Below are 25,961 nucleotides of genomic sequence, written 5' to 3'. Positions count from 1 at the left end.
GTAAGATTTTAAAAAATTTTCAAATCTTACCGCTTGCCCTAAGCAAACAACGGGGTAATATTAAACGACTGATTTTGCTCGATTTGCCATAAATCGTAATCAGCCTGCATTCCTAACCATAATTTTGGGGTGGTGTTCGTCAAAAATTTACTTAACCGCACCGCCATTTCAGGGGAAATGTTAGCTTTTCCATTTAAAATCCGAGATAAAGCCCCCCTCGAAATACCAAGCTGTTTCGCCGCATCAGTAACGCTCATTTCCGCTAAATACTCTTTTAATAATAGCCCTGGGTGGGGCGGATTGTACATTCTCATCACTGTTCCTTAATGATAATCTTGATAATCGACAATTTCAGCGTGTCCATTTTCAAACTTAAATGTGATACGCCAATTTCCATTCACTTTTACCGACCAATGTCCTACCAAATCACCGTGTAATTTATGCAAATTCCAACTTGGCATATCCATTGCAAATACTGTTTCCGCATTATTTAAAGTCGCCAAAAGTAATCTCAACTTCCCAGCGTGCTTGGCTTGAATCCCATCCGTTGAACCTGTTTTGAAAAACAATTCCAGCCCTTTGTGCTTGAATGAAATAATCATTTTTCTAGCCGTATAAACTTGATTTTACACTTTTTAAACAAAGGATTAAAGATTATCCTCAATCCGTATCCTAGCCATTCTGATATTTTTCTCCACCAGCAAAATTCATTTTGTCGATCGAGATCACAAAATTAAAAGCCACAAGCGGTGCGATCCTAAAAATTTTTGCCAATCCCACCGCTTGTTTCATTCCCTTTCGGCAATAAAAAACGCAACCCAAAGGTTGCGTTTTACTAAGGTTCAATCGTGGAAATTACCACTCAAAGCCGATAGATGCCGCACCTCCGACATCGCCGCGGCTGTCTGCGTTGCCTGAGACTTTTAAGATCACTTTGCCGTTATCGGACAAGCGAGAGTAACCCACGGCAACGGCGTTTTGTCCACGGTAAGAGCCTACCCCTGCGGCAAGTTGTGATTTGCCGTTGGTGTGGACTTGTGGCAAGTTGCCGACCGCTAACGCCCCTGCAACGCCCGCTCTTAGACGGCGATCCACTTTGGTAACGCGATCATTTACCGCATTGATATTGTTGTTCAATATATTGGCTGTGTTGCGTAACTGGCTCACATTCACCGCATCGGTGTCCGCTTTTCCTGCGGCTACATTTGAAATGCGTGCGGCGGATTTGCCGTCTTTACCTGCGAGGGTAACTTGGCTGACGCCGTCCTTGCCTTTGCTCGCCCCAATGGTAACTTCGCCATTGCCAACCGCAACGGTATTGAACGTTGGGGTCATTGAGGTGGCAACTTCAATATTCCGCCCTTGGCGAGTTACCACAATGTTGTTGCCGGCATTGACATTCACCGTATTCCCCACGGACACTTTGGTCGCTGCTTGGTTGGCAGTTCTGTTGCCGTTACTATCCAAATTCACCACTTTGCCCGTTGTGCCAACGGTGGCGGTGGATTGCACCTGCCAGCCCGCTTGGTTAATCGCATTGGCAATATCATCGGCGGTCGCAAAGCCTGATTTGTTACCCGCTACCAGCGTACCATCACTGTTTGTGATGATCGGGGAACGATTCACATCATAGCTGACCGCAGTCGAACCATCGTCCTTTTTTACCACCCGAGCCGTTGTGCCGTTGCCATTATCAAAGCTCACCACATTGTTATTCACCACTTTGCTCACGTTGTTGCCATTGCCCGCAATCGTCCAGCCTGCGTTGTTTAATTGCTGAACATTGACCGCATCCGTTGGGTTCGTGCCGTTCGCCACATTGGTTAATTTATTACCATTGAGGCTAATGCCGCCGTCTGCGTAATTCATTTTCGCATTTGGATTGCCTGCGAAAATTAAATTGTCGGTGGTAACGTTTTCAAAAGTCGGATTGTTTGACACGGCAATGCTCACCGTATTGCCCGCTTGGGTAATGTTCACATTTTTGCCTGCGTCAATCTTAACGGTTTCGCCCATATTGATCTGTTCAAGGCTAGTATTTTCCACAAAACCACCGCTTGCAGTGGTGGTTAAATTCCACCCTTTCGCCACATCGCTTGCCACGTTCGAAATATTATTCACCACGCGGAAAAGCTGGCTGCCGTTAATCGCTTCGGTGCTATTTGCCGAAATATCACCGTCTCGCAATCCGCTGATTTTGTCGTTCGCAATGGTAACGTTGCCGAAAGTCGCCGTACCGTTGCCAATGGTAGTGTTATCGCCCACCTTGATTTGGTTATCGGCGAGGGTGGTATTGCCCATTGTGATCGTGCCATTCGTGCCGAGATTGATTTTTTCCGCCAAACGCACGGATAGCGAGCCATTCGCAGGATCTTCCACCACCCCGATGTTGCCGTAAGTCAGGTTGGAAGTCGCCCCGCCCTCGATCTTCAAGGTCTGACCGAGATCACGATGAACGGTTACATTATTATCCCCTGCAAAATTCAAGCCCGTCGCCACCATATTGGACGTGGCATTTTTCAACTGGCTGACATTCACCGCATCGGTATCCGCCTCGCCTGCTTTGAGGTTAGTGATTTTGGTGGCGTTGCCGTCTTTATCCGCAACTTTTAGCCCCTCTTCCGTGGTGGTTAGATTCACAATCGTACCGCTTGTGTTAAAGGTTACACCTGTAAATTCAGGGTTTTCCTTGATTTTCACAATCAACTGCGTACCGCTGTTATCCACATAGGTATTGATATTTGAGGTGGTTTCATTGCTCGCACCACCCACAATGCTCAATGTATCGCCTAAGTTTTTGTGAATCGCTGTTAAGCCGTTATCGTTGCCCAAGAAACTCAACCCTTTTGCGGTCAAGGCTTTTTCCGTGGCGTAAAGCTGTGAACCATTGATTGCATCGTTGCTAGTTGAGCTGATTGTGCCGTTTGCCACATTGGTAATTTTGGTGGCGTTGCCGTCTTTATCCGCAACTTTTAGTCCTTCTGCGGTGGTGGTTAAATTCACAATCGTACCGCTTGTATTAAAGGTTACGCCCTTAAATTCAGGGTTTTCCTTGATCTTCACGATCAACTGCGTACCGCTGTTATCCACATAGGTGTTGATGTTTGAGGTGGTTTCGTTGCTCGCACCGCCCACAATGCTCAACGTGTCGCCGAGATTTTTGTGGATCGCCGTTAAGCCGTTATCGTTACCCAAGAAACTCAACCCTTTTGCGGTCAAGGCTTTTTCCGTGGCATAAAGCTGTGAACCGTTAATCGCATCGTTGCTGGTTGGGCTGACTGTGCCATTCGCCACGTTGGTGATTTTGGTCACATTGCCGTCTTTATCCGCAACTTTTAGCCCCTCTGCCGTGGTGGTTAGATTTACAATCGTACCGCTTGTATTGAACGTTACGCCTTTAAATTCAGGGGTTTCTCTGAATTTCACCACCAGCTTGCCGTCCTCATTATCCACATAGGTGTTTTTGGCGGTTGTGCTGTCTTTTTGAGCTTTATCCACACCACCGACAATACTCAACGTGTCGCCTAAGTTTTTGTGGATTGCAGTTAAGCCGTTATCGTTGCCCAAGAAACTCAACCCTTTTGCCGTGAGGGTATTTTGCGTTTCGTACAGTTGCGAACCGTTGATCGCATCTTTGCTGGTTGAGCTAACCGTGCCATTCGCCACCCCCGACACTTTCACGGGCTGACCCGTTGCGTTTGAAAGGGTTAGCCCCTCGGAACTCGGCGTGAAGTTCACCGTGTTGCCGTCTTTGGTCAGGTTCACCGTCTCAAAAGTCGGCTTAGTTGAAGTTGCAATCGTGATCTTGTTGGTGGCTTGCGTGATGTTGATATTGTTGCCCGCATCAATGGTAACGGTTTCGTTCATATTGATCGTTTCATTGCTTGAACCCGATACTTGACCATTGCCCGAACTGGTTGTATTCAACTTCCAACCTGCATTTGCGGTGTTATTTGCCGCATTCGCCACCTCGTTTGCGGTGGTGATGTTGTTCTTCGCACTGTCTGACAAATCAATCGCATAGTTGGTGGTGTTGGTGGCGGTGTTGAATGTACCTTCCACTTTCACTTCATCAGAACCTTTGCTTACAGTCGTATTGAAAGCGTGAACAATGTAATCCGTGCCTCCCGAAGTCGTATTCGCTTCCGTTAGTACCACTGTATTCGTGCCAGATCGTACTACTGAACGAGCTTTTTTCAACTGACTTACGTTTACCGCATCAGTATCATTTGTGCCTGCTTGCAAATTAGTAATCGGCTTATTCGTCATATTGATACCGCTTGCGTTCACAATAATATCCCCAACATTTAAGCTATTGGTAACATTAACTATCTCAAAGGTTGGTTTACTTGAAGTAGCAATGCTGATTTTATTTGCCGATTGGGTAATGTTGATATTATTATTTGCATCTACGGTTAAAATTTCTGCCAAACCGATATTATCATCAATCGTACCGCTTACTTCACCATTACCTGATTTACTCGTTGTGATATTCCAACCAGTTTCTGCACGTTCCATTACTGCATATAGTTGTGAACCATTGATTGCATCTGTCGAATTTTTAGAAATTTGCCCAGCACCAACAAACTTGATTTGACGAGGATTAGATGTTGATCCTACACTTACATAAGCTCCCGCTCGGTTTGTAAAATCTTTACCTGCGAAACGATCTGCCGAATAGACGTAACTTCCAACCGTTGCATCACTAACAGTTTCTGCTGTAGAGCTAGCCGAAGCATTACCTAAAACAACAGAACCTGCAGTGCTAACAGAAATATCAGAACCAAGTGCGACCGTATTCGCTCCCTCAACAATAGCAGTTTTACCAATCGCAATGCCATTTTCTGCATTTGTTACACAAGCATTTGTACCAATTGAAACGCCTGCGACAGAAGAAGAACGAGCTCCATTACCAATGGCAAGAGATGATGAAGTTGCATTTGCCGAATTACCTAAAGCAAGAGAGTTATTATTTTGAGCAAAAGCATTACGACCAATCGCCACACTACCCTCATTGGATGCATTTGCATTAAGACCGAATGCCATTGCTCCGGCTCCTAAATTCGCTCTTGCATTAGAACCAATGGCGATCATATTAGAATAACCACCCATTATTCCAGCATCCATACCAATGGCAATAGAACGACCGCCATAAGATTTCGCATTCGTCCCGATTGCGATCACTTCAGAGCTACCACTCGTGATATTAATGCCTTTACCTATAGCAATAGAACGAGTTGGTGCTTTATTGGTAATTTCTCGGCCAATTGAAATTGCATCTGTAGCCGTTGCAGTAATAGCCGAACCTATCGCATAACTTCTTTCTGATGTTGAAATGTGGTTCCCCAAAACAACTGATTCTGTTGAATAACCAGGTAGAGAATTTTGACCGACATAAAGATTCGTACCAATACCTACACTATTCATACCCAACACGGAAACATTTGTTCCCATCATAGTAACTTGCTTGGCAGGTGTATATAAAGAACTTCCCACCGCAACAGACTCTGTAATATAGTCTGCCGTAGTCAATCCAGGGAAATCTGGACGCCCAACCAAAATATCAGTACCAATAGCTACACTTCTATTCATCGCTAAGGTAACATTCTGACCTAATGCCGTGCTTTCACGTCCCAATAACTGCCAAGAATTATCTAAAGTACTTTGTAATCCTACCGAAACATTTTGTCCTATCGCAATTCCATTGGGTAAATTTACAGAAGTATTACTACCAATAGAAACACCTGAACCTGTATTCTGTTTTATTGCAGTCTTACCCACCGCCACAAATGAGTTTGCACTATCCGTTTCAGCATAAAACTGATTTGGTGAAACCTGACTAGCAGAAAAAGCATTTGTGCTCAACAATAAACCACCGACTAAACTTAATGGTAAAGAAAGATCTGGTCGTTTATCTATTTTACTGCTTGATTTCCCTTTACTCTTACTTAACTCAGAAACAACAATAAAACGTTGCATCGACACATTGTAAATTACTTTAAAAATCTTATTCATATTGATTTACGATCCTTTGTTAAAATCAAAAAACACAAATTGTGCTCAAAATATCCAATTTTAGTCGAAAAAAAAAAAAATCAAACAATTTATAATCAAATATGTTAAATCTCACTCCCATACCTGCTTATAAAATGTCCAGTAATATACTATCATTTAATTTATTTATGTAAAAAATTAAATTATTCTATTATATTTTTGTAAAAAAGAGGCTTTAAAGCCTCTTCTATAGTGTAAAAGTAATTTTAAATTTTACGCAACCAACTTTTTAACTTGTTCCGCATAAGCGTCCCAGTCGGTGATCGGACGAGTAGCGACACCCGTTTCAATCGCTTTTTTCGCCACGGCGGTAGAAACTTGGACGATTAAGCGTGGATCGAATGGGGTTGGGATAATGTAATCCGCACCGAATGATTTTTCGCCGTAGGTGGAAATCACTTCAAACGGCACGGGTTCTTTGGCGAGTTCGGCGATCGCATAAGAGGCTGCCATTTTCATTTCTTCGTTGATGGCGGTTGCCCCCACGTCTAACGCCCCACGGAAAAGGAACGGGAAGCAAAGCACGTTGTTTACTTGGTTTGGATAGTCGGAACGACCTGTGCAAACAATCGCATCTGGGCGAACGGCTTTGGCATCTTGCGGGGTGATTTCTGGCACTGGGTTGGCGAGGGCGAGAATTAACGGGGTGTCCGCCATTTCTTTCACCATTTCAGGTTTTAACGCCCCTGCTTTTGAACAGCCGAGGAATACATCTGCCCCCACAATCGCATCACCGAGGGTACGCCAGCCGTTATCTTCAATCGCATAGAACTGTTTGGTTTCGTCCATTTGATCGCCACGACCTTGGTAGATCACGCCTTTTGAGTCGCACATTGTGATGTTTTCACGTTTTACGCCGAGGGACATTAACAAGTTGGTGCAAGCAATCGCCGAAGCCCCTGCCCCGTTTACCACCAAGCGGATTTTGCTAATATCTTTGCCGACAACGCTTAAACCGTTGATCACTGCCGCCCCTGCGATAATCGCCGTGCCGTGTTGGTCATCGTGGAAAACAGGAATCCCCATACGCTCACGCAATTTTCGCTCAATGTAAAAACATTCTGGGGCTTTAATATCTTCAAGGTTGATGCCGCCGAAAGTCGGTTCAAGTGAGGCGATAATATCGACTAATTTGTCTGGATCGTGTTCGTTGATCTCAATATCAAACACATCAATGCCCGCAAATTTTTTGAAAAGTACCCCCTTGCCTTCCATTACGGGCTTACTTGCCAACGCCCCGATATTACCCAAACCTAGCACCGCCGTGCCGTTTGAGATTACCGCCACCAAATTACCGCGTGCGGTGTAGCGGCGAGCGGCGGACGGATCTTTTTCAATCTCTAAGCAAGGTTCGGCAACGCCAGGGGAATAAGCGAGGGCTAAATCGTGCTGGGTGGCTAAGGCTTTGGTTGGAGTAACCGCAATTTTGCCTGGAACGGGAAATTCGTGGAAATCTAAGGCAGCTTGTCTTAAATCGCTCATTGTTGTGTCCTCTAAAATGAAATGTTGTCAGAAAAAAGTGGGTGCGATTTTACTCTTATTTTAACAAAAGGCTAACAAAATCTTTGCAAAATTTGACAAAAAACAACCCGCTTGCGAAAACAAGCGGGTTTGGGTTAATACTTACGCACTTTTTCAGCTTGGTTGAACATAATCGGTTCTTTCACTTTCTGCAAAAGTTGGTAGTAATAGTCGTAGGCGATCACGTTTTGCACATAGCCTCGGGTTTCGTAAAAGGGAATAGAGGCGATAAATTCGTCCATTGCCAATTTACCTTGCGAACGTTCCAACCATTTTTCCACTCGCCCTGCCCCTGCATTGTAAGCGGCGGCGATTAAGGCTCGGTTGCTCGGGTATTTTTGATTCAATTCCGTTAAATGAGTTACGCCAAGCATAATGTTTTTGAATGGATCAAAGAGATCATTTTCCCCTGCGAACGGCAAGCTGTTATCTTTCGCCGTTTTCTCGGCGGTGCTAGGTAACATTTGCATCAAACCTAACGCATTTGCCGAAGAACGGGCTTGGGCATCCCACGCACTTTCTTGACGAGCAATCGCCATTGCGAACGACTTACTGATCGGCTTATCAGCTAAATGTAAATCGTACCATTGGGAATAGGCATTCGGCAGACGCAAACTCAAATAATCCCACGCTTTCGCCAAAATGGTGCTTTCCACCGCTAAATCATACCAATCTTGCTGTTTGGCGTAATCGGCAAGGGCGATTTGCTCGTCAAAACTCAATGTTTTGAGCCAATTTACCCACGCAGTTTTGGCTTGGGAATGGCGTTCCAACGCTTTCCATTCGGTGATTTTGGCAAGTTGCGGGGCGAATTGCTGTTTTTGTTCGTCCGTTAAGCCTTTAAATTCGGGTTCGGAAAGTTGGTAAGGCTTGCCTAAGCTGTCCGCCGCTAACATTGGATAGAAACCACGTTCGCCCATTAACGCCTGTAACTGCTGTTCCCGTTTTTTGGCATTTTTCTCGCTTTTTGCCGCCCAATAACGCCATTCCAATTTCGTTTTGCCCTCGTTGGAAAGCAGATCAAGCCATTGGGATAACGGCTCTTGTTGCAAAATCGCCAAACGCAAACGGCGTTCAGTGAGATTATCCGCTTTCAATTCGGCAATTTGGTTATCTCGCCACGTTTGGAAAGTCGGGTTTTGGTTATCAAACAAGCGGTTCAAAAACGCAATTTTCCACTCTCGCACCTGCTCTGGGCTGAGTTGCAGTTGATCTGCCCATTGCTGATATACGGCAAAATCAGGGTTTTCCAGTTGCTCGGGCAAGGTTTTTACAAAAGCGGGGAACGCTTGAACCACGACTGGTTTGTTAAGTTCAATCGTTTGCAGTTGTTCCGCCGTTTTATTTTGTTCTGCAAGGGGTAGGATTTCTAAAAATTTCGGCAGATTTTGTGGCTCGGCAAGCAATTTTTCGAGGCTGTTGATCCACCCTGCTACCTCGCTACCTTTCGCTAATTCCGCCAAGGCTTTGCCATTATTTTTGGCAAATAAAGCCACCGCTTTTTGTTGAATTTGTTCGTTGGTTTTGCCGCCGTCCGCTTGCCACGCTTTTTCAATATCTTGGCAGATTTCAGGCACGGCAAGGGTTTTCGACCAAAAGCCTTCAAACTGCCCGAACAGATCTTTCAACAAAAACGCCGTTTGACTCTGCACTGCTTTCTCTTTGGCGTTGTCCGCCGAGCCGTTGAGTTTATTCGCTAACTGCTGATATTGTGCCGAGAACATTCGGCATTGATTGTCCGCCCCTTGCGGTGCGACCTGTTTGGCGTAATCCAACAATTCCCCATATTTTTTCTGGGAATAAAGTTGCTCAAACGGGCGTTGGGCGAGGGTTTTCTGATAGGCGGAATTTGGGTAGCGTTGCTGAAAGGCTTGAATATCCGCCTCACTCGCCTGCCCTTTGGATAATTTGGCGTTGAGCAAAGACCATTCCGCTTCTTCTCGCAGGGGATAATCGCCCAATAAATCGATCAATTTGCTGCTTAATTGCAACATTTCAGGCGAGATTTTGGCTTGCGAGGTAATGCCGTTGAGCAAGGATTCCACCTCTAAAAAGAGGTTGCGTTGAGCGATAAGATGTTGAGCCTCTTTTTCTTGGTCGCTTTTCCATTTGCCTTGAAGTTGATCCACCTCGCTTTGGCTAAATGTTTTTTCCGTTGCCGTTGAGGCGGGTGGATTTTCATTCGCCCAAAGCAACGGGCTTGCCACCAATAACGCTAACAGCGTTTTTTTCCACATAAAATTCTTCTCTCTATTTAATTAAAGCGAATTTCAGACATTAGGATTATCAAATAATTCCGTTAGCCGTTCGCTTGCTTTTGGGCTTGCAAAAAGGCTTCAAGCAAATTTTCGGGCGGTGGTGGCATTTGCAGATAAAAACCTTGATTTTCAATGGCTTGCATAATTTCGCGATTATCCACCCGCTTGATCTGCTTTTCCCCCGCCAAATTGAACATCATCACAAATTGCGGTTTGCCGAACATTTGGCGTAAATCTGCTGGCACGGGGTCAAATTGATCCCGTTTCGCCACATAGAGGTACATTCCCTCTTTGCGTAGGCTTTTGTAAATGGCACAAAGCATTTTAATCTTCCTCTTGATAGTTATGTTCAAGGTTGGTAAAGCGAGAAAATTGCCCTTGGAAACCTAAAAAGACCTTGCCGATTGGACCATTACGCTGTTTACCGATAATAATTTCCGCCACCCCTTTGCGTTCGGAATTGTCGTGATAAACTTCATCACGGTAGATAAACATAATCAAATCCGCATCTTGCTCGATAGAGCCAGACTCACGCAAATCCGAGTTTACGGGGCGTTTGTCCGCACGTTGTTCCAAACTACGGTTAAGCTGAGAAAGTGCCACCACAGGCACATTCAACTCTTTGGCGAGGGCTTTGAGCGAGCGAGAAATTTCCGCAATTTCAAGGGTACGGTTATCGGAAAAAGCAGGCGCACGCATTAACTGCAAATAGTCCACCATAATTAAACTTAAACCGCCCTTTTCTTTGTAAATCCGTCTCGCTCGTGAGCGTAATTCCGTGGGGGTTAAGCCTGAACTGTCGTCAATGTAGATGTTATCTCGCATCTGTAATTGTGCCATTGTGCTGGAAATTCTCGCCCACTCTTCTTCATCGTGGATCTGCCCCGTGCGGATTTTGGTTTGATCCACCCCCGAAAGTGAGGCAAGCATACGCATCATAATCTGCTCGTTCGGCATCTCTAAGCTGAAAATCAGCACGGTTTTAGCGGGCTTTTTCTTTGGATTGCCGTTTTCATCGAGGTCGTCTTTATCGTAATAGTCGGAATTTGCCACGTTTTCGCACAAATTCATCGCAAAAGTCGTTTTCCCCATTGACGGACGTGCCGCCACAATAATTAAATCAGACGGCTGTAACCCTGCGGTTTTTTTGTTGAGATCGTAAAAGCCCGTATCCGCCCCCGTTAAGCCGTCTTTGTTCGGGTTCTTCGACATCATCTCAATTTTGGCGAGGGTGGACATCATAATTTCGGTGATCCCTTTCGGGCCTTCGTCCGTTTCCGTCCGTTTTTCGGCGATATGAAACACCACCCGTTCTGCTTCATCGAGGGTCTCTTTTATCCCCATTCCCTTTGGGTTGTAGCTCATTTCCGCAATTTGGTGGCTAGCGGCGATTAGCTCGCGGCGAATGGCTCGCTCGCTGATAATATCCGCATAAGTGAGAATGTTTGCCGTGCTTGGCGTGTTCGCCAATTCCGCCAAATAAGCAAAACCGCCCACATCGTCCAAAATGCCTTTATTTTTGAGGGTTTGATCGAGGATCAACAAATCAATCGGCTGATTATTGCGAGACAGTTCCGCCATTTGCTCATAAATTAAGCGGTGGGCGTAGGTGTAAAAATCGCTCGCCTGCACCCGCTCGGCAACGCTATCCCAATGGCTGCTATTTTTAATCACGCCACCCAGCACCGCCTGTTCCGCCTCAATCGAATGGGGGGCGACATTCACTTGCTCAACTTGTTTATCTTGCGGGCGAGCATTGCGATCATTTCTCGCAGCTGGATTATTTTTAGCCATTTCAAACCTCAAAAAATAGAAAAACAAGGGGGTAGTTTAGCGAAAATTTTGGGAAATGGAACTTTGCCGAAAAAATTCTTTATCTAACCGCTTGCAAATCGCTCTTTACAAAAAATTTTGTTACATACTTCACATTTTTGTAAAAAATTTGTGAAAAATTTTCTTGATATGCATATACTTCAAACACAATGTCTAAACCTTGCACAATATAAGGAGATTTTTATGTCAATTTATGTTCAACAACCGACCTCTGGTGCTGCAATTACGTTAAATACAGACGGCTCGTTAAATGTGCCGAATCAGCCGATCATTCCTTTTATTGAGGGCGATGGCATCGGGGTGGACGTTACCCCTGCGATGCGAACCGTGATTGACGGGGCGGTGGTGAAAGCCTATGGTGGTCAGCGTAAAATCGAGTGGCTGGAAATCTATGCGGGCGAAAAAGCCAACAAACTTTACGGCAATGACACTTGGCTGCCCGATGAAACCTTAGATCTGATCAAAAAATATCATATTGCGATTAAAGGCCCGTTGATGACCCCTGTCGGCGGTGGGATTCGCTCGCTCAATGTGGCAATGCGTCAAGGTTTAGATCTTTACAACTGCTTGCGTCCAATTCGTTACTACGAAGGCACGCCAAGCCCTGTGAAACACCCAGAACTGGTGAATATGGTGATCTTCCGTGAAAATTCGGAAGATATTTACGCAGGGGTGGAATGGGCGGCGGGTACGCCTGAGGCGGATAAAGTGATTGCATTCCTGCAAAATGAAATGGGTGTGAAAAAAATCCGCTTCCCACAAGAATGTGGCGTGGGGATCAAACCTGTTTCAAAACAAGGCACACAACGCCTTGTGCGTGCGGCGTTGCAATATGTGTTCGACAATGATCGCCAATCGCTCACGCTCGTGCATAAAGGCAACATTATGAAATTTACCGAGGGGGCGTTCAAAGAGTGGGGTTATCAAGTTGCCCAAGAATTTGGGGCAGAGCCGATTGACGGCGGACCTTGGCACAAGCTGAAAAACCCGAAAACAGGGCGTGAGATCATCATTAAAGATTCGATTGCCGATGCATTCTTGCAAGAAATCCTACTGCACCCGACCGATTACGATGTGATCGCCACCCTCAACCTCAACGGCGACTATATTTCCGATGCCCTCGCCGCCCAAGTGGGGGGAATTGGGATTTCGCCAGGGGCAAATATCGGGGCGGAAGCGGCGATTTTTGAAGCCACCCACGGCACAGCCCCGAAAATCGCAGGGCAAAATAAGGCAAACCCAGGTTCGATTATTTTGAGTGGCGAGATGATGTTACGCCATTTAGGTTGGGTGGAAGCGGCGGATTTGGTCGTGAATGCCCTCTCGAAAACTATCGCTAACAAAACCGTTACTTTTGATTTTGCTGAAACCTTAGCAGGGGCGACCTTGCGTTCCACCTCGGAATTTGCCGAGGATATTGTGGCGAATATGTAAAACGGGACACGAGCATCGTGTCCCTACGATAAAAAACCACCGTAGGGACGCCACGCTGGCGTCCACAAGCGGTGGGATTTTGTAAAATTTCCAAAAATCTTACCGCTTGAAAAATAGGGACACGAGCATCGTGTCCCTACGATGAAAAAACACCGTAGAGACGCCACGCAGGCGTCCACAAGCAAGTTGGAGATGAATTATGTCTTTTCTGAACGATTACCGCACCCACGTTGCACAACGTGCCGAGCAAGGCGTTGTACCGTTACCACTCAATGCTGAGCAAACCGCGCAATTAGTCGAATTACTCAAACAGCCTGTCGCGGGCGAGGAAGACTTTTTGTTGGAATTGTTTGAACAACGGATTCCAGCAGGGGTGGACGAAGCCGCCTATGTAAAAGCCTCGTTTCTGTCGGCTCTTGCCTTTGGCGAAACGCAATCGCCGCTGATTTCGCCGCAACGGGCGGTGGAACTGCTTGGCACAATGCAAGGGGGCTACAATATCGAACCGCTGATCAAAGCGTTGGATAATCCCGACCTTGCCCCCCTTGCCGTTAAGGCTCTCTCATTTACCCTGCTGATGTTCGACAATTTCTATGATGTCGCTCAAAAAGCCAAAGCAGGCAATCAATATGCTCAACAGGTGTTGCAATCGTGGGCGGATGCGGAATGGTTTTTGTCTCGCCCGAAATTGGCGGAAAAAATCACGCTGACTGTATTCAAAGTGTCAGGGGAAACCAACACGGACGACCTTTCGCCCGCCCAAGATGCGTGGTCTCGCCCTGATATTCCACTGCACGCCCTCGCAATGTTGAAAAATGAACGTGAGGGCATTGAACCCGATCAAGCAGGGGTCATCGGTCCGATCCGCCAAATCGAAGCCTTGAAAGAAAAAGGCTTCCCCCTCGTTTATGTGGGCGATGTGGTGGGAACAGGCTCATCACGCAAATCGGCGACCAACTCGGTGCTGTGGTTAATGGGGGACGATATTCCGTTCATTCCAAATAAACGGGCTGGCGGTGTGGTACTCGGTGGCAAAATCGCCCCGATCTTCTTCAACACAATGGAAGATGCAGGCTCTCTGCCGATTGAGGTGGACGTGAGCAAGCTCAATATGGGCGATGTGATCGACCTCTACCCTTACGAGGGCAAAATTTGCGACCATACAAGCGGTGAGATTCTGGCGAATTTTTCCCTCAAAACCGATGTGCTACTTGATGAAGTGCGAGCAGGTGGACGGATTCCGCTGATTATCGGGCGAGGCTTAACCCACAAAGCTCGGGTGGAATTAGGCTTGCCAGAAAGCGATGTGTTTGTGAAGCCACAATCTGCCTCAAACAACGACAAAGGCTTTACCCTCGCTCAAAAAATGGTGGGGCGTGCCTGCGGTGTGGACGGTATCCGCCCAGGACAATACTGCGAACCACGAATGACGAGCGTAGGATCACAAGATACCACCGGCCCGATGACCCGAGATGAACTGAAAGATCTCGCCTGTCTTGGCTTCTCAGCGGATTTGGTAATGCAATCGTTCTGCCACACCGCTGCCTATCCAAAACCTGTTGATGTGGTAACCCACCACACCCTACCTGATTTCATTATGAACCGTGGCGGTATCTCACTTCGCCCAGGGGACGGCGTAATCCACTCGTGGCTCAACCGTATGCTGTTGCCAGACACGGTCGGCACGGGCGGCGATTCCCACACTCGTTTCCCGATTGGGATTTCCTTCCCTGCGGGTTCGGGCTTGGTTGCCTTTGCGGCGGCAACTGGGGTAATGCCGTTGGATATGCCTGAATCGGTGCTGGTTCGCTTTAAAGGCGAAATGCAAGCGGGTATTACCCTGCGAGATTTAGTCCACGCCATTCCTTACTATGCGATCAAGCAAGGCTTGCTCACGGTGGAAAAAGCGGGCAAGAAAAATATCTTTTCAGGCAAAATTTTAGAAATTGAGGGGCTAGAACACCTCAAAGTGGAACAAGCCTTTGAGCTGTCTGATGCTTCGGCGGAACGTTCGGCGGCGGCTTGTACGATTAAGCTCGATAAAGCCCCGATCATTGAATATCTCAATTCTAATATCGTGTTATTGAAATGGATGATCGCCGAGGGATATGGCGATGCCCGCACCCTCGAACGCCGTATCAAGGCAATGCAAGATTGGATCGCCGATCCGCAACTGCTCTCTGCCGATGAAAATGCGGAATATGCCGCAGTGATTGAAATCGATCTCAATGAAATCAAAGAGCCGATTTTATGTGTGCCGAACGATCCTGATGATGCTCGCACCTTATCGGATGTCCAAGGCGATAAAGTCGATGAAGTCTTTATCGGATCTTGTATGACCAACATCGGACATTTCCGTGCCGCAGGTAAATTGCTCAATCAATTCCAAGGAATGATCCCAACTCGTCTTTGGATCGCACCGCCAACCCGAATGGACGCAGCACTACTTAGCGAAGAAGGCTATTACAGCATTTACGGCAAAAGTGGGGCGAGAATTGAAGTGCCAGGTTGCTCGCTCTGTATGGGTAACCAAGCCCGTGTTGCCGATAGTGCGACCGTGGTTTCCACCTCAACCCGCAACTTCCCGAACCGTATGGGTAAAGGGGCGAATGTCTATCTCGCTTCGGCGGAACTTTCTGCGGTATGTGCTTTATTAGGACGAATCCCAAGCCCTGCGGAATATCAGCAATATGTGCAAAATCTCTCGGAAGATAAAGATGACACCTATCGCTATATGAATTTTGACCAAATTCAGCAATACACCCAAAAAAGTGATGGGGTTATCTTCCAAACCACCCTGTAAGTCAAGCCACCAACATAGCATAAGGAGATTTTACTATGCCAAAACTACACCCAACCCTAACGGCTCAACTGAGTTTAAGCGATGGACGTGTTTTCGACTTGCCTGTCTATCAAAGTAATTTGGGCTATGATGCGATCAGTGTCGAAAATTTACAAAAAGAGGGCTTACTTACCTACGATCAAGGTTTAACCTCAACCGCCCTCTGCGAATCAAGCATTACCTACATTGACGGCGATGAGGGGATTTTGCTACATCGTGGCTACCCGATTGACGAATTGGCGTATCACAAAAGCTACCTCGATGTTTGCTACCTCTTGTTAGAGGGCGAATTGCCAACCGAAGAACAGTTGGCAGAATTTAAAAAACAGATCTGCCAACACTATATGGTAAACGAGCAATTTACCCGAATGTTCCACGGCTTCCGCCGCGACTCTCACCCAATGGCGATGATGTGTGCTGCAACCAGTGCGTTGGCGGCGTTCTATAACGATATTCTTGATTCAAAAGAAAAAGAAGATCGGGATCATATTGCGATCCGCCTACTGGCAAAAATGCCAACGCTGGCGGCAATGTGCTACAAATACAGCATCGGGCGACCGTTTATGTATCCGCAAAATCATCTCTCTTACGCTGGCAACTTCCTCTATATGATGTTTGCCACCCCGTGTGAGCTTTATGTGGTAAACCCTGTTTTAGAACGTGCAATGGATCGCATTTTTACCCTACACGCCGACCACGAACAAAATGCGTCCACCTCGGCGGTGCGTGGTGTGGCGTCATCGGGTCCAAATCCATTTGCCTGTATCGCAGCGGGGATCGCTTCTCTCTGGGGGCCTGCTCACGGTGGGGCAAACGAAGCCTGCATTAAGATGTTGCAAGAAATTGGCACAGTGGATCGCATTCCAGAATTTATCGCCCGAGCCAAAGACAAAAACGATCCATTCCGCCTAATGGGCTTTGGACACCGTGTCTATAAAAACTACGACCCGCGTGCCAAAGTAATGCGTGAAACCTGCCACGAAGTGTTGCAAGAATTAGGGGTAAACACACCGCTATTAGAAGTGGCAATGGAATTAGAAAAAATCGCCCTCAGTGATCCTTACTTTGTCGAACGCAAACTCTACCCGAATGTGGATTTCTACTCGGGCATTATCTTACAAGCGATCGGCATTCCAACCTCGATGTTTACCGTGATCTTCGCCCTCAGCCGTACCGTGGGCTGGATCGCCAACTGGAAAGAGATGTACGAAGAAAGCCTCAAAATCGTGCGTCCTCGCCAAATCTACATCGGGCATACTGAACGCCATATTCAACCATAACCACAATAAAGGATTAAATTCACTTGTTGGATTTAATCCTTTTTATCGTAAAAAGGAATAAGCTATGTTAGCTATTATTGGATTATGTATTATTCTCACTATTGTGATTTTATTGCTGACCGAAAAAATGTCGCCCTTTATCGCAATGGTGCTTATCCCCCTTATCGGTGCGTTAGTGGCGGGCTTTGATTTCGCCCAGCTCAAAACCTTCTACCTTGACGGCACAAAATCCGTTACCCAAATCGTGATAATGTTTATTTTCGCGATTATCTTCTTCGGCATAATGAGCGATGTGGGGCTATTTAAACCGCTAATCGACCGCTTAATCAAACTGACGGGCGGAAATGTGGTGGCAGTCTGCTTAGGCACGGTGTTAATTTCGGTGGTGGCTCACTTAGACGGCACGGGGGCAACCACTTTCTTGCTCGTTGTGCCAGCCTTGCTACCGCTTTACAAACGGTTAAATATGAACCCTTATTTGCTCTTTTTACTGTTAGCCGCCAGTGCAGGGTTAGTCAATATGTTGCCGTGGGGTGGGCCGACTGGTCGAGTTGCGACCGTGTTGAATATGAATGTGGAAGAACTCTACCGCCCATTATTCCTCGTACAAGTGATCGGCTTAGTTTACATCATCGCCCTTGCGATCTTCCTCGGCTTCCGTGAGCAAAAACGCTTGGTGCAGCTTGCCCCTAATAATGCCACGACTAACGAAGATCCCCTCGCCCCGTCTCAATCGCCTGAGCCAAACAAATACTTCTGGTTCAACGTGGCTCTCTTTTTCGCCACAATGGCAACCCTCTTTTCGGGGCTACTCTCGCCGGGTTATGTGTTTATGATCGCCACCGCCATTCTATTGTTGGTGAATTATCGCAACCCTGCGGAACAGCTTGAACGCATTCAAGCCCATTCAAGCGGTGCAATTATGATGGCGAGTATCATTTTAGCCGCAGGCACATTCTTAGGCATTTTAAAAGGCTCGGGAATGTTGAATGCAATTGCGGTCAATTTGGTCAATCTACTGCCAAACGCCCTGATTCCTTATCTGCACATTATTGTTGGAATTTTCGGGATTCCCCTTGAATTGGTACTCAACACCGACTCTTACTACTTCGGCTTATTCCCAGTGGTGCAAGAAATTACCTCACAAGTGGGGGTTGAACCTCGCGTAGCAGGTTACGCAATGTTGATTGGTAGTATTGTCGGCACTTTCGTTACCCCACTTTCGCCAGCACTCTGGATGGGTCTCGGGCTTGCCAACCTCTCAATGGGTAAACATATCCGCTACTCATTCCTCTGGATTTGGGCATTATCCCTCGCCATTCTATTCAGTGCGATTCTCATCGGCGTTGTGCCGTTGCCTTAACCGATAACAAGGGGGTAGATTTTTGAAAATTTCAATAATCTACCCCCTTGCATCAGCCATTCATCATTTCCTCTAATTCCCCCTGCACGTCCAGCCATTCCATTTCAACGCTTTCGAGCTGTTTTTTGAGTTCGACTTGTTGAGCGAGGGTGGTGGTGAGTTGGGTTTTGTTTTCGGGATCGTAGATGTCGTTGCTGGCTAAAATTGCCTCAACGTCGGCGAGTTTAGCGGTCAGTTTTTCCAGTTCTTTTTCCAACTGTGTCAATTTTTTGCGTAACGGGGCGGTGGCTTGGCGTAATTCCGCCTCTAACCGTTTCTGCTCTTTGCGGTTGGCGGCACTGTTTTCGCTCGCATTTTCCGCCTTGCAAGGGGTAGGATTTTCCGAAATTTTCGCCATTTCGAGGGTATTTTGTTCGTTCAGCCATTTTTGATAATCGTCCAAATCCCCTTTAAATTCATCGACTTTGCCGTTATGCACCAGATAAAACTCATTGACGGTGCTACGCAACAAATGGCGGTCGTGGGAAACCACCACCAGCGAGCCTTCGTAATAAGTCAAAGCATCCGTGAGGGCTTGTCGCATTTCCAAATCAAGGTGGTTGGTCGGTTCGTCCAACAGCAATAAATTCGGGCGTTGCCACACGATCAAAGCAAGCACGAGGCGGGCTTTTTCGCCCCCAGAGAAAGAGCCGACCGCTTGTTTGACCTTATCGCCCCGAAAATCAAATCCGCCCAGATAGTTGCGTAATTCTTGTTCGGTTTTTTCGGGGGCGAGGCGAGCCAAATGCCAGAGGGGGCTTTCTTCAAATCGCAACGTATCGACCTGATGTTGAGCGAAATAGCCGAGCTGAACGCCTTTGGCAAGCTGAATATGCCCCGATTGTGGCGGTAATTCGCCAGCCAGCAATTTGATCAGGGTCGATTTTCCTGCCCCGTTGCGACCGAGCAAGCCGATCCGCGAACCAGGGACAAGGTTCAATTTGACCGATTGCAACACGGCATTATCGCCGTAACCTGCACTCACTTTTTCCATTGAAAGCAAGGGGCTAGGCAGGGCGAGGGGCGGACGAAATTCGAACTCAAAAGGGCTATCCGCATAGGCAGGGGCGATCAATTCCATTTTTTCGAGGGCTTTGATTCGGCTTTGTGCCTGTTTCGCTTTGGTCGCTTTGGCTTTGAAGCGGTCGATAAAGCTCTGCAAATGGGCGACTTTGCGTTGCTGTTGCTGATAAGCGGCGTTTTGCTGGGCGATTTTGGTGGCACGTTGCAGTTCAAACGAGGTGTAATTGCCTGTGTATTCGTTCAATTTTTGCTGTTCGATCTGGATCACGCGGTCGATGATCGGATCGAGAAAATCCCTGTCGTGGGAAATCAGCAACAGTGTGCCACGGTATTGGGTCAGCCAGCGTTCCAGCCAAATCACCGCATCTAAATCGAGGTGGTTAGTCGGTTCATCGAGCAGTAGCAAATCGGAACGGCAAATCAAGGCTTGGGCGAGATTCAATCTCATTCGCCAACCGCCCGAAAAGGATTTGACGGGCAGTTCGAGCTGATCGGGGCGAAAGCCCAAACCGTTGAGCAGGCTGGCGGCACGGGCTTGGATCGTCCACGCATCAATCGTATCCAACTGAATATGCAGGGAAGCGATACGATTGCCGTCATTTTTTGCATTGGCTTCGGCAAGCTCGGCGGTCAGCTTGGTGTATTCACGGTCGCCTAAAATCACATAATCAAGGGCGGAAATTTCCAACGCAGGCGTTTCTTGATTGACCCACGCAATCGACCAATTTTGCGGATATTTCGCCTCGCCCCCCTCGGGTTGTAATTCATTTTTGAGCAAGGCGAACAGGGACGACTTTCCGCAACCATTTTTGCCAACCAGCCCCACTTTTTGCCCCGTGTGGATTACCGCATTGGCTTGTTCGAGTAGCACGGATTGTCCACGTTTTAGGGTTAAATCTGTAAAAAAAATCATTTTATTTGGCTCATTTATGCTAGAATTTTCAAGATTTTAGCTATTTTACCGTATTTTTAGGAACGCAGTATGTTTGATTCGTTAGTTGTACAATTTGTGGTACTTTGGGCGGTAATCGACCCAATTGGCTCAATTCCTGTCTATTTGGCAAAAACCATTGGCTTGCCGATTGAAGATCGCCGTAAAATCGCCCGCAATGCGATTTTAATTTCGGCAGGAATTTTGATGTTCTTCCTCGTGGCAGGGCAATTCCTACTGGAAGCAATGCAAATTCCACTTTCCGCTTTCCAAGCCGCAGGCGGTTTAGTGTTATTGCTGTTCGCTCTCACAATGATTTTCGGCGAAAGCAAACCCGAACAAGAGATCAAAATGACGAGCAACCTCAGTGAATTGGCGGTTTACCCCCTCGCTGTACCATCTATCGCTTCACCAGGGGCGATGATGGCGGTGGTACTTTTAACCGATAATAATCGTTACAGTTTCATCGACCAGACCGTAACAGGTGGCATTATGCTTGCTGTGTTGCTCATTACCTATTTACTTCTGCTTGCTGCGAATAAAATCCAGCATTTCATCGGCAACGCAGGGGCGGCGATTATCAGCCGTGTAATGGGGCTGATCTTGGCGGCGGTGGCGATTAACAATCTGTTAGTGGGTATTAAAGATTTCTTTACACAAATGAGCTAAACAGAAAACGATAAAAAAGGGAACGTATTTCGTTCCCTTTCATTTTTCTACTTTTTACTTAACGTAAAAAAGCTGGAATTTTACTTTCGTACTCAGCGATTTTCGCTTCGTGTTGCAAGGTTAAACCGATATTGTCTAAGCCGTTGAGTAAGCAATGACGGCGGAAGCTGTCGATCTCAAATGGGTAAACTTTGCCGTTGGCGGAAACGGTTTGAGCTTCTAAATCCACCGTGATTTCTGCCCCCTCGTTTGCCACCACATATTTGAATAATTCGTCCACTTCTTCATCAGAAAGGCGGATCGGTAGCATTTGGTTATTGAGGCTGTTGCCGTAGAAAATATCGGCAAAACTTGGGGCGATAATTACACGGATACCGTAATCGTCCAACGCCCAAGGTGCGTGTTCACGGGACGATCCACAGCCAAAATTCTCACGTGCCAATAAAATGCTCGCCCCTTGGTAGCGTGGGTAGTTCAGCACAAATTCAGGGTTTGGCTGTTTGCCTTCATCGTCTAGGAAACGCCATTCGTGGAATAGATGTGCACCGAAGCCCACGCGAGTTACTTTTTGCAAAAACTGTTTTGGAATGATCGCATCGGTGTCCACGTTTGACGCATCAAGTGGCACGGCGATGCCCGTGTGTTGTTTAAATTCTCTTGCCATTTTGGTTTCTCTCATTTAGGGAGGGAACACGAAAAGCGTTCCTCTCCATTTTTAAACTATCTCCCACCTTCGTGGGAGAGAGACAGCGGTAAATGCGTTCAGCATTTACCGCAGAGAGAGGGAATAAGCGGTGAGATTCCTACTATTTTTTCCCTCTCCCTGAGTTAGCTTCTCAACGAAGCTAAATCTGTCCCTCTCCCGCAAGCGGTAGAGGGTTATATCATTAACGACTTAAAATAATTCGACTTCGCGAATATCAACAAACTTGCCGTGAACCGCCGCCGCTGCTGCCATTGCTGGGCTAACGAGGTGGGTGCGTCCGCCTCTGCCTTGGCGACCTTCAAAGTTGCGGTTACTGGTTGAAGCACAACGCTCGCCCGGTTCAAGGCGGTCGTTATTCATCGCCAAGCACATTGAGCAACCTGGTAAACGCCACTCAAAGCCTGCTTCGATAAAGATTTTATCCAAGCCCTCTTTTTCCGCCTGTTCACGCACTAAGCCCGAGCCTGGCACGACCAACGCCTGCACGCCGTCCGCCACTTTGCGACCTTTCGCCACCGCTGCCGCCGCACGCAAATCTTCAATACGCGAGTTGGTGCAAGAGCCGATAAAGACTTTATCAATCGCCACATCGGTTAATTTAATGCTATGGGGTAAATCCATATAGGCTAAGGCTTTTTCCGCCGATTGACGCTCAATCGGATCCGCCATATCCGCAGGGTTTGGAATGGTTTGGGTTACGCCGATTACCTGACCAGGGTTTGTTCCCCAAGTGATTTGCGGCTCAATTTCGCTGGCTTCTAACACCACCACTTTGTCAAACTCTGCTCCTTCATCGGTGTGCAAGGTTTTCCAATACGCCACCGCATCGTCCCAATCTTTGCCTTTCGGGGCATAAGGGCGACCTTTGAGATATTCAAAGGTAGTTTCATCTGGGGCAACCAAACCCGATTTCGCCCCGAGTTCAATCGCCATATTGCAGACGGTCATTCGCCCTTCCATTGAGAGATCACGGATCGCCTCGCCACAAAATTCGACAACGTGTCCCGTGCCGCCACCCATTGTGGTTTTGCCGATAATCGCCAACACGATATCTTTGGCGGTAATGCCCTCACGCACCTTGCCACGCACTTCGATTTTCATCTTTTTCGCTCGTGCTTGTTTCACGGTTTGGGTAGCGAGAACGTGTTCCACTTCTGATGTGCCGATCCCAAACGCCAACGCCCCGAATGCACCGTGGGTCGCAGTGTGAGAATCACCACACACAATCGTCATCCCTGGTAAAGTTAAGCCTTGCTCTGGGCCCATCACGTGTACGATCCCTTGGTTGATATGGTTAATGTCGTAAAGGGTGATCCCAAATTGATCGGTATTTTTGGCGAGTTCCAACATCTGCACTCGCCCCATCTCGCCTGAACCGCCCAAATCACGGCTGTCGGTCGGCACGTTGTGGTCCATTGTCGCCACGGTTTTGCTCACCTGACGCACGCCACGCCCCATTGCACGCAAGCCGTCAAATGCTTGTGGCGAGGTTACTTCGTGTACCAAATGGCGGTTGATATAAAGCAACGGCGTTTCGCCCTCGGCTTCGTGAACAACGTGAGCATCAAACAATTTTTCGTATAAGGTCTTTTTCATAATCACTCTCAATAAAAAAACAAGCGGTGAGATTTGCGGAAATTTTTGCAAATCGCACCGCTTGTAAACGAATTGCAACAGGGCGGAATATACCCCCTGACGAAACGAAAGTAAAACGCTATTTTTGGATAAAATGCAGTTTTTTATTCTGTAAAAAAGCAGAAAATGAAATAAAAAGGAATTTCAACCGCAGATTATGCCAAAATTTACAATTTAGCTGGGATTAAATCTAGCAAATCCGCCGTTTACTAGCCACTTTTCCTAAATTGATTTTTTCACGGATTATCCCCCAATTTCCGCTATAATAGCCACATTTTTTATAAATAGGATTTTTCAATGGCTCTACTTTCCCTTTCCGAGGCTCTCGCCCAAATGTTGGCTCGCTTACCAAGCCCAACCGAACCCCTGCAACTTCCCCTCAATCAAGCGGTACATTATCGTTGTGCGGAAGATATTTTCTCGCCAATCAACGTGCCAAGTTTTGATAATTCGGCAATGGACGGCTATGCGGTTCGCACCGCAGATTTGGCGGAAAATCGTCCGCTTTCATTAGCAGGCAAAGCCTTTGCGGGCAGCCCATTTCAAGGGGCATTACAAGCGGGCAGTTGCGTGCGAATTATGACGGGGGCGATGATTCCGCAAGGGGCGGATGCGGTGATAATGCAGGAAGAAAGTGTGCAAAATGCGGACGGCACGATCGCGTTCACACGTTTGCCGAAGATCGGCGAAAATATCCGCAAGATCGGCGAAGATGTGCCACAAGGGGCGTTGGTGCTGGCAAAAGGTAGCGAACTGAACGTAACCACCCTACCGCTACTCGCTTCGTTAGGCATTGCCAAAGTACCCGTTTTCCCTCGCTTGAAAGTGGCAATGCTTTCTACGGGCGATGAGTTAGTCGAAGTCGGCACGCCGTTGAGTGAGGGCAAAATTTACGACACCAACCGTTTCACCCTACGCCTATTGCTCGAAAATTTACATTGCGAAGTGATCGATTACGGCATTCTGCCCGATGATCCCGCCCAATTTGAACGCACCTTTTTTGAAGCTCAACGCACCGCCGATGTGCTGATTACCAGCGGTGGCGTGTCGGTGGGCGAAGCGGATTTTACTAAAACCGTTCTCGAAAAAGTGGGCGAAATCGGCTTCTGGAAAATCGCAATGAAACCGGGTAAACCCTTCGCATTCGGCAAATTGGAAAAAGCGTGGTTCTTCGGCTTACCAGGCAACCCCGTTTCCGCCTTAGTAACCTTCTATCAATTAGTGCAACCAGCCCTGCTCAAATTAGCGGGCGGCTCGGCGAAAGCGATTGCCGATTTTAGCCCAAATCTCACCACTTGCACCGCCGAACCGCTGAAAAAAGCGGTCGGTCGTCAAGATTTCCAACGGGGCTATTTTTACAACAACGCCAAGGGCGAATTGGAAGTTCGCCCAGTGGGTAAACAAGGTTCGCATATTTTTAGTGCTTTCCACGAAAGCAACTGTTTTATCGTGCTAGAACAGGAACGGGGTAACGTGCAAGCAGGCGAAAAAGTTACCATTCAACCTTTCAATGCGGTGCTGAAATAATGGAATTGTCAGACGCAGAAACCCTACGCTACAACCGCCAAATTGTACTGAAAAGTGTCGATTTTGACGGGCAGGAAAAACTCAAAGCCAGCCGAGTGTTGATTGTCGGGCTGGGTGGTTTAGGCTGTGCGGCTAGTCAATATCTGGCAAGTGCAGGGGTCGGGCATTTGACCTTGGTCGATTTTGATAGGGTGTCTCTTTCCAATTTGCAACGCCAAATTTTGCACACGGATGCTACCCTCGATCAATTTAAGGTGGAATCCGCCCGCTTGCGGTTGCAACAGCTCAACCCGCATATTGAGATTACCACCATTACCGAAAAACTTGCCGATTTTAGTGAGTTAGTCGCAAAAGCCGATGCCGTAGTCGATTGCACCGACAATGTTGAGGTGCGAAATCAGCTTAATCAAGCCTGTTTTACCCATAAAAAGCCGTTAATTTCTGGCTCGGCAATTCGTTTTGAAGGGCAAATTTCCGTCTTCACTTATCAAAAAAACGAGCCTTGCTACCAATGCCTGAGCCAACTGTTCGGCGAAACCACCCTAAGCTGCGTGGAAGCTGGCGTGATCGCCCCGATTGTTGGCGTGATCGGAAGCCTACAAGCCCTTGAAACCATTAAGGTTTTGCTCAACATCGGCAAAACCTTAACGGGGAAATTATTGATGATTGACGGTTTGCATTTTTCCGTCAGGGAAATGGCATTGCCGAAATCGCCGAAATGTCTGATTTGCAAGGGGTGAGATTTTTCAAAATTTCATAAAATCCTACCCCTTATTTGAGATTGTTACTTTTCTTTGCTTCGCCAAAGAAAAGTAACCAAAAGAAAAGCGACCCCGAGCATTTTGC

The 25,961-nt window shown here is 47.2% G+C and carries 17 protein-coding genes; 7 read left to right on the top strand and 10 right to left on the bottom strand.

All coding sequences use genetic code 11. The features are described 5' to 3' along the window. Positions 1–38: 38 nt before the first annotated feature. The 7 genes from B0187_RS01605 to dnaB all read right to left on the bottom strand — a co-directional run bounded on the left by B0187_RS01605 (position 39) and on the right by dnaB (position 11,627). A complete protein-coding gene (locus B0187_RS01605) occupies positions 39–308 on the bottom strand; it encodes a HigA family addiction module antitoxin (RefSeq protein WP_078236117.1) in 270 nt (89 codons plus the stop codon). 15 nt (positions 309–323) lie between these two features. Beyond that, positions 324–602: a type II toxin-antitoxin system RelE/ParE family toxin gene (locus B0187_RS01600; RefSeq protein ID WP_078236116.1), complete on the bottom strand. Its 279-nt coding sequence runs from the start codon at positions 600–602 to the stop codon at positions 324–326. Between the two features lie 253 nt (positions 603–855). Then, positions 856–6,015: a YadA-like family protein gene (locus B0187_RS01595; RefSeq protein WP_078236115.1), complete on the bottom strand. Its 5,160-nt coding sequence runs from the start codon at positions 6,013–6,015 to the stop codon at positions 856–858. 252 nt (positions 6,016–6,267) lie between these two features. Continuing rightward, on the bottom strand, positions 6,268–7,536 hold the full coding sequence (locus B0187_RS01590; protein WP_078236114.1) for a malic enzyme-like NAD(P)-binding protein: 1,269 nt from the start codon (positions 7,534–7,536) through the stop codon (positions 6,268–6,270). Positions 7,537–7,670: 134 nt separating this feature from the next. Continuing rightward, entirely contained in the window at positions 7,671–9,812 is a 2,142-nt protein-coding gene (locus B0187_RS01585) for a transglycosylase SLT domain-containing protein (protein ID WP_078236113.1), read from the bottom strand. A gap of 62 nt (positions 9,813–9,874) precedes the next feature. Continuing rightward, positions 9,875–10,156 carry a YcgL domain-containing protein gene (locus tag B0187_RS01580; RefSeq protein ID WP_078236112.1) on the bottom strand — a complete coding sequence of 94 codons (282 nt, stop codon included), beginning with the start codon at positions 10,154–10,156 and terminating at the stop codon, positions 9,875–9,877. Position 10,157: 1 nt separating this feature from the next. Next, positions 10,158–11,627 (bottom strand): replicative DNA helicase, encoded by a 1,470-nt coding sequence (gene dnaB, locus B0187_RS01575; protein ID WP_078236111.1) that lies wholly within the window; start codon positions 11,625–11,627, stop codon positions 10,158–10,160. 222 nt (positions 11,628–11,849) lie between these two features. Here dnaB and icd point away from each other — a divergent pair, with 222 nt between their 5' ends. From icd to B0187_RS01555, 4 genes are all read left to right on the top strand, one after another. Further along, positions 11,850–13,100, top strand: coding sequence for an NADP-dependent isocitrate dehydrogenase (gene icd, locus B0187_RS01570; RefSeq protein WP_078236110.1), 1,251 nt, complete (start codon positions 11,850–11,852; stop codon positions 13,098–13,100). A 199-nt stretch (positions 13,101–13,299) separates the two neighbouring features. Continuing rightward, entirely contained in the window at positions 13,300–15,903 is a 2,604-nt protein-coding gene (gene acnB, locus B0187_RS01565) for a bifunctional aconitate hydratase 2/2-methylisocitrate dehydratase (RefSeq protein WP_078236109.1), read from the top strand. Positions 15,904–15,938: 35 nt separating this feature from the next. Beyond that, positions 15,939–17,222, top strand: coding sequence for a citrate synthase (locus B0187_RS01560; RefSeq protein WP_078236108.1), 1,284 nt, complete (start codon positions 15,939–15,941; stop codon positions 17,220–17,222). Between the two features lie 64 nt (positions 17,223–17,286). Next, positions 17,287–18,585, top strand: coding sequence for a CitMHS family transporter (locus B0187_RS01555; RefSeq protein WP_078236107.1), 1,299 nt, complete (start codon positions 17,287–17,289; stop codon positions 18,583–18,585). 52 nt (positions 18,586–18,637) lie between these two features. Here B0187_RS01555 and B0187_RS01550 read toward each other — a convergent pair whose 3' ends face one another. Then, the gene (locus B0187_RS01550; RefSeq protein WP_078236106.1) at positions 18,638–20,560 is read right to left on the bottom strand and encodes an ABC transporter ATP-binding protein; all 1,923 of its coding nucleotides are present in this window, start codon (positions 20,558–20,560) and stop codon (positions 18,638–18,640) included. Between the two features lie 69 nt (positions 20,561–20,629). On the opposite strand from B0187_RS01550, the gene B0187_RS01545 reads away from it, so the two are divergent. Continuing rightward, positions 20,630–21,247, top strand: coding sequence for a MarC family protein (locus B0187_RS01545; RefSeq protein WP_078236105.1), 618 nt, complete (start codon positions 20,630–20,632; stop codon positions 21,245–21,247). A gap of 58 nt (positions 21,248–21,305) precedes the next feature. Here the strand turns inward: B0187_RS01545 and leuD are convergent, their stop codons facing one another. Both leuD and leuC read right to left on the bottom strand, forming a co-directional pair. Then, positions 21,306–21,911 carry a 3-isopropylmalate dehydratase small subunit gene (leuD, locus tag B0187_RS01540; RefSeq protein WP_078236132.1) on the bottom strand — a complete coding sequence of 202 codons (606 nt, stop codon included), beginning with the start codon at positions 21,909–21,911 and terminating at the stop codon, positions 21,306–21,308. Positions 21,912–22,142: 231 nt separating this feature from the next. Continuing rightward, positions 22,143–23,549 carry a 3-isopropylmalate dehydratase large subunit gene (gene leuC, locus B0187_RS01535; RefSeq protein ID WP_078236104.1) on the bottom strand — a complete coding sequence of 469 codons (1,407 nt, stop codon included), beginning with the start codon at positions 23,547–23,549 and terminating at the stop codon, positions 22,143–22,145. A 336-nt stretch (positions 23,550–23,885) separates the two neighbouring features. Here leuC and moeA point away from each other — a divergent pair, with 336 nt between their 5' ends. Continuing rightward, positions 23,886–25,115, top strand: coding sequence for a molybdopterin molybdotransferase MoeA (gene moeA, locus B0187_RS01530; protein ID WP_078236103.1), 1,230 nt, complete (start codon positions 23,886–23,888; stop codon positions 25,113–25,115). Continuing rightward, complete coding sequence (gene moeB / locus B0187_RS01525; RefSeq protein WP_078236102.1) at positions 25,115–25,855, top strand: molybdopterin-synthase adenylyltransferase MoeB; 741 nt, start codon at positions 25,115–25,117, stop codon at positions 25,853–25,855. The genes moeA and moeB overlap by 1 nt, the downstream gene beginning before the upstream one ends. The last annotated feature ends 106 nt before the right edge of the window (positions 25,856–25,961 follow it).

Origin of the sequence: Haemophilus paracuniculus (assembly GCF_002015115.1) — a bacterium.
GTDB classification, from domain to species: Bacteria; Pseudomonadota; Gammaproteobacteria; order Enterobacterales; family Pasteurellaceae; genus Haemophilus_E; species Haemophilus_E paracuniculus.
The sequence above is the reverse complement of the archived record's forward strand: the minus strand, read 5'-3'. Positions and strand labels throughout refer to the sequence as shown.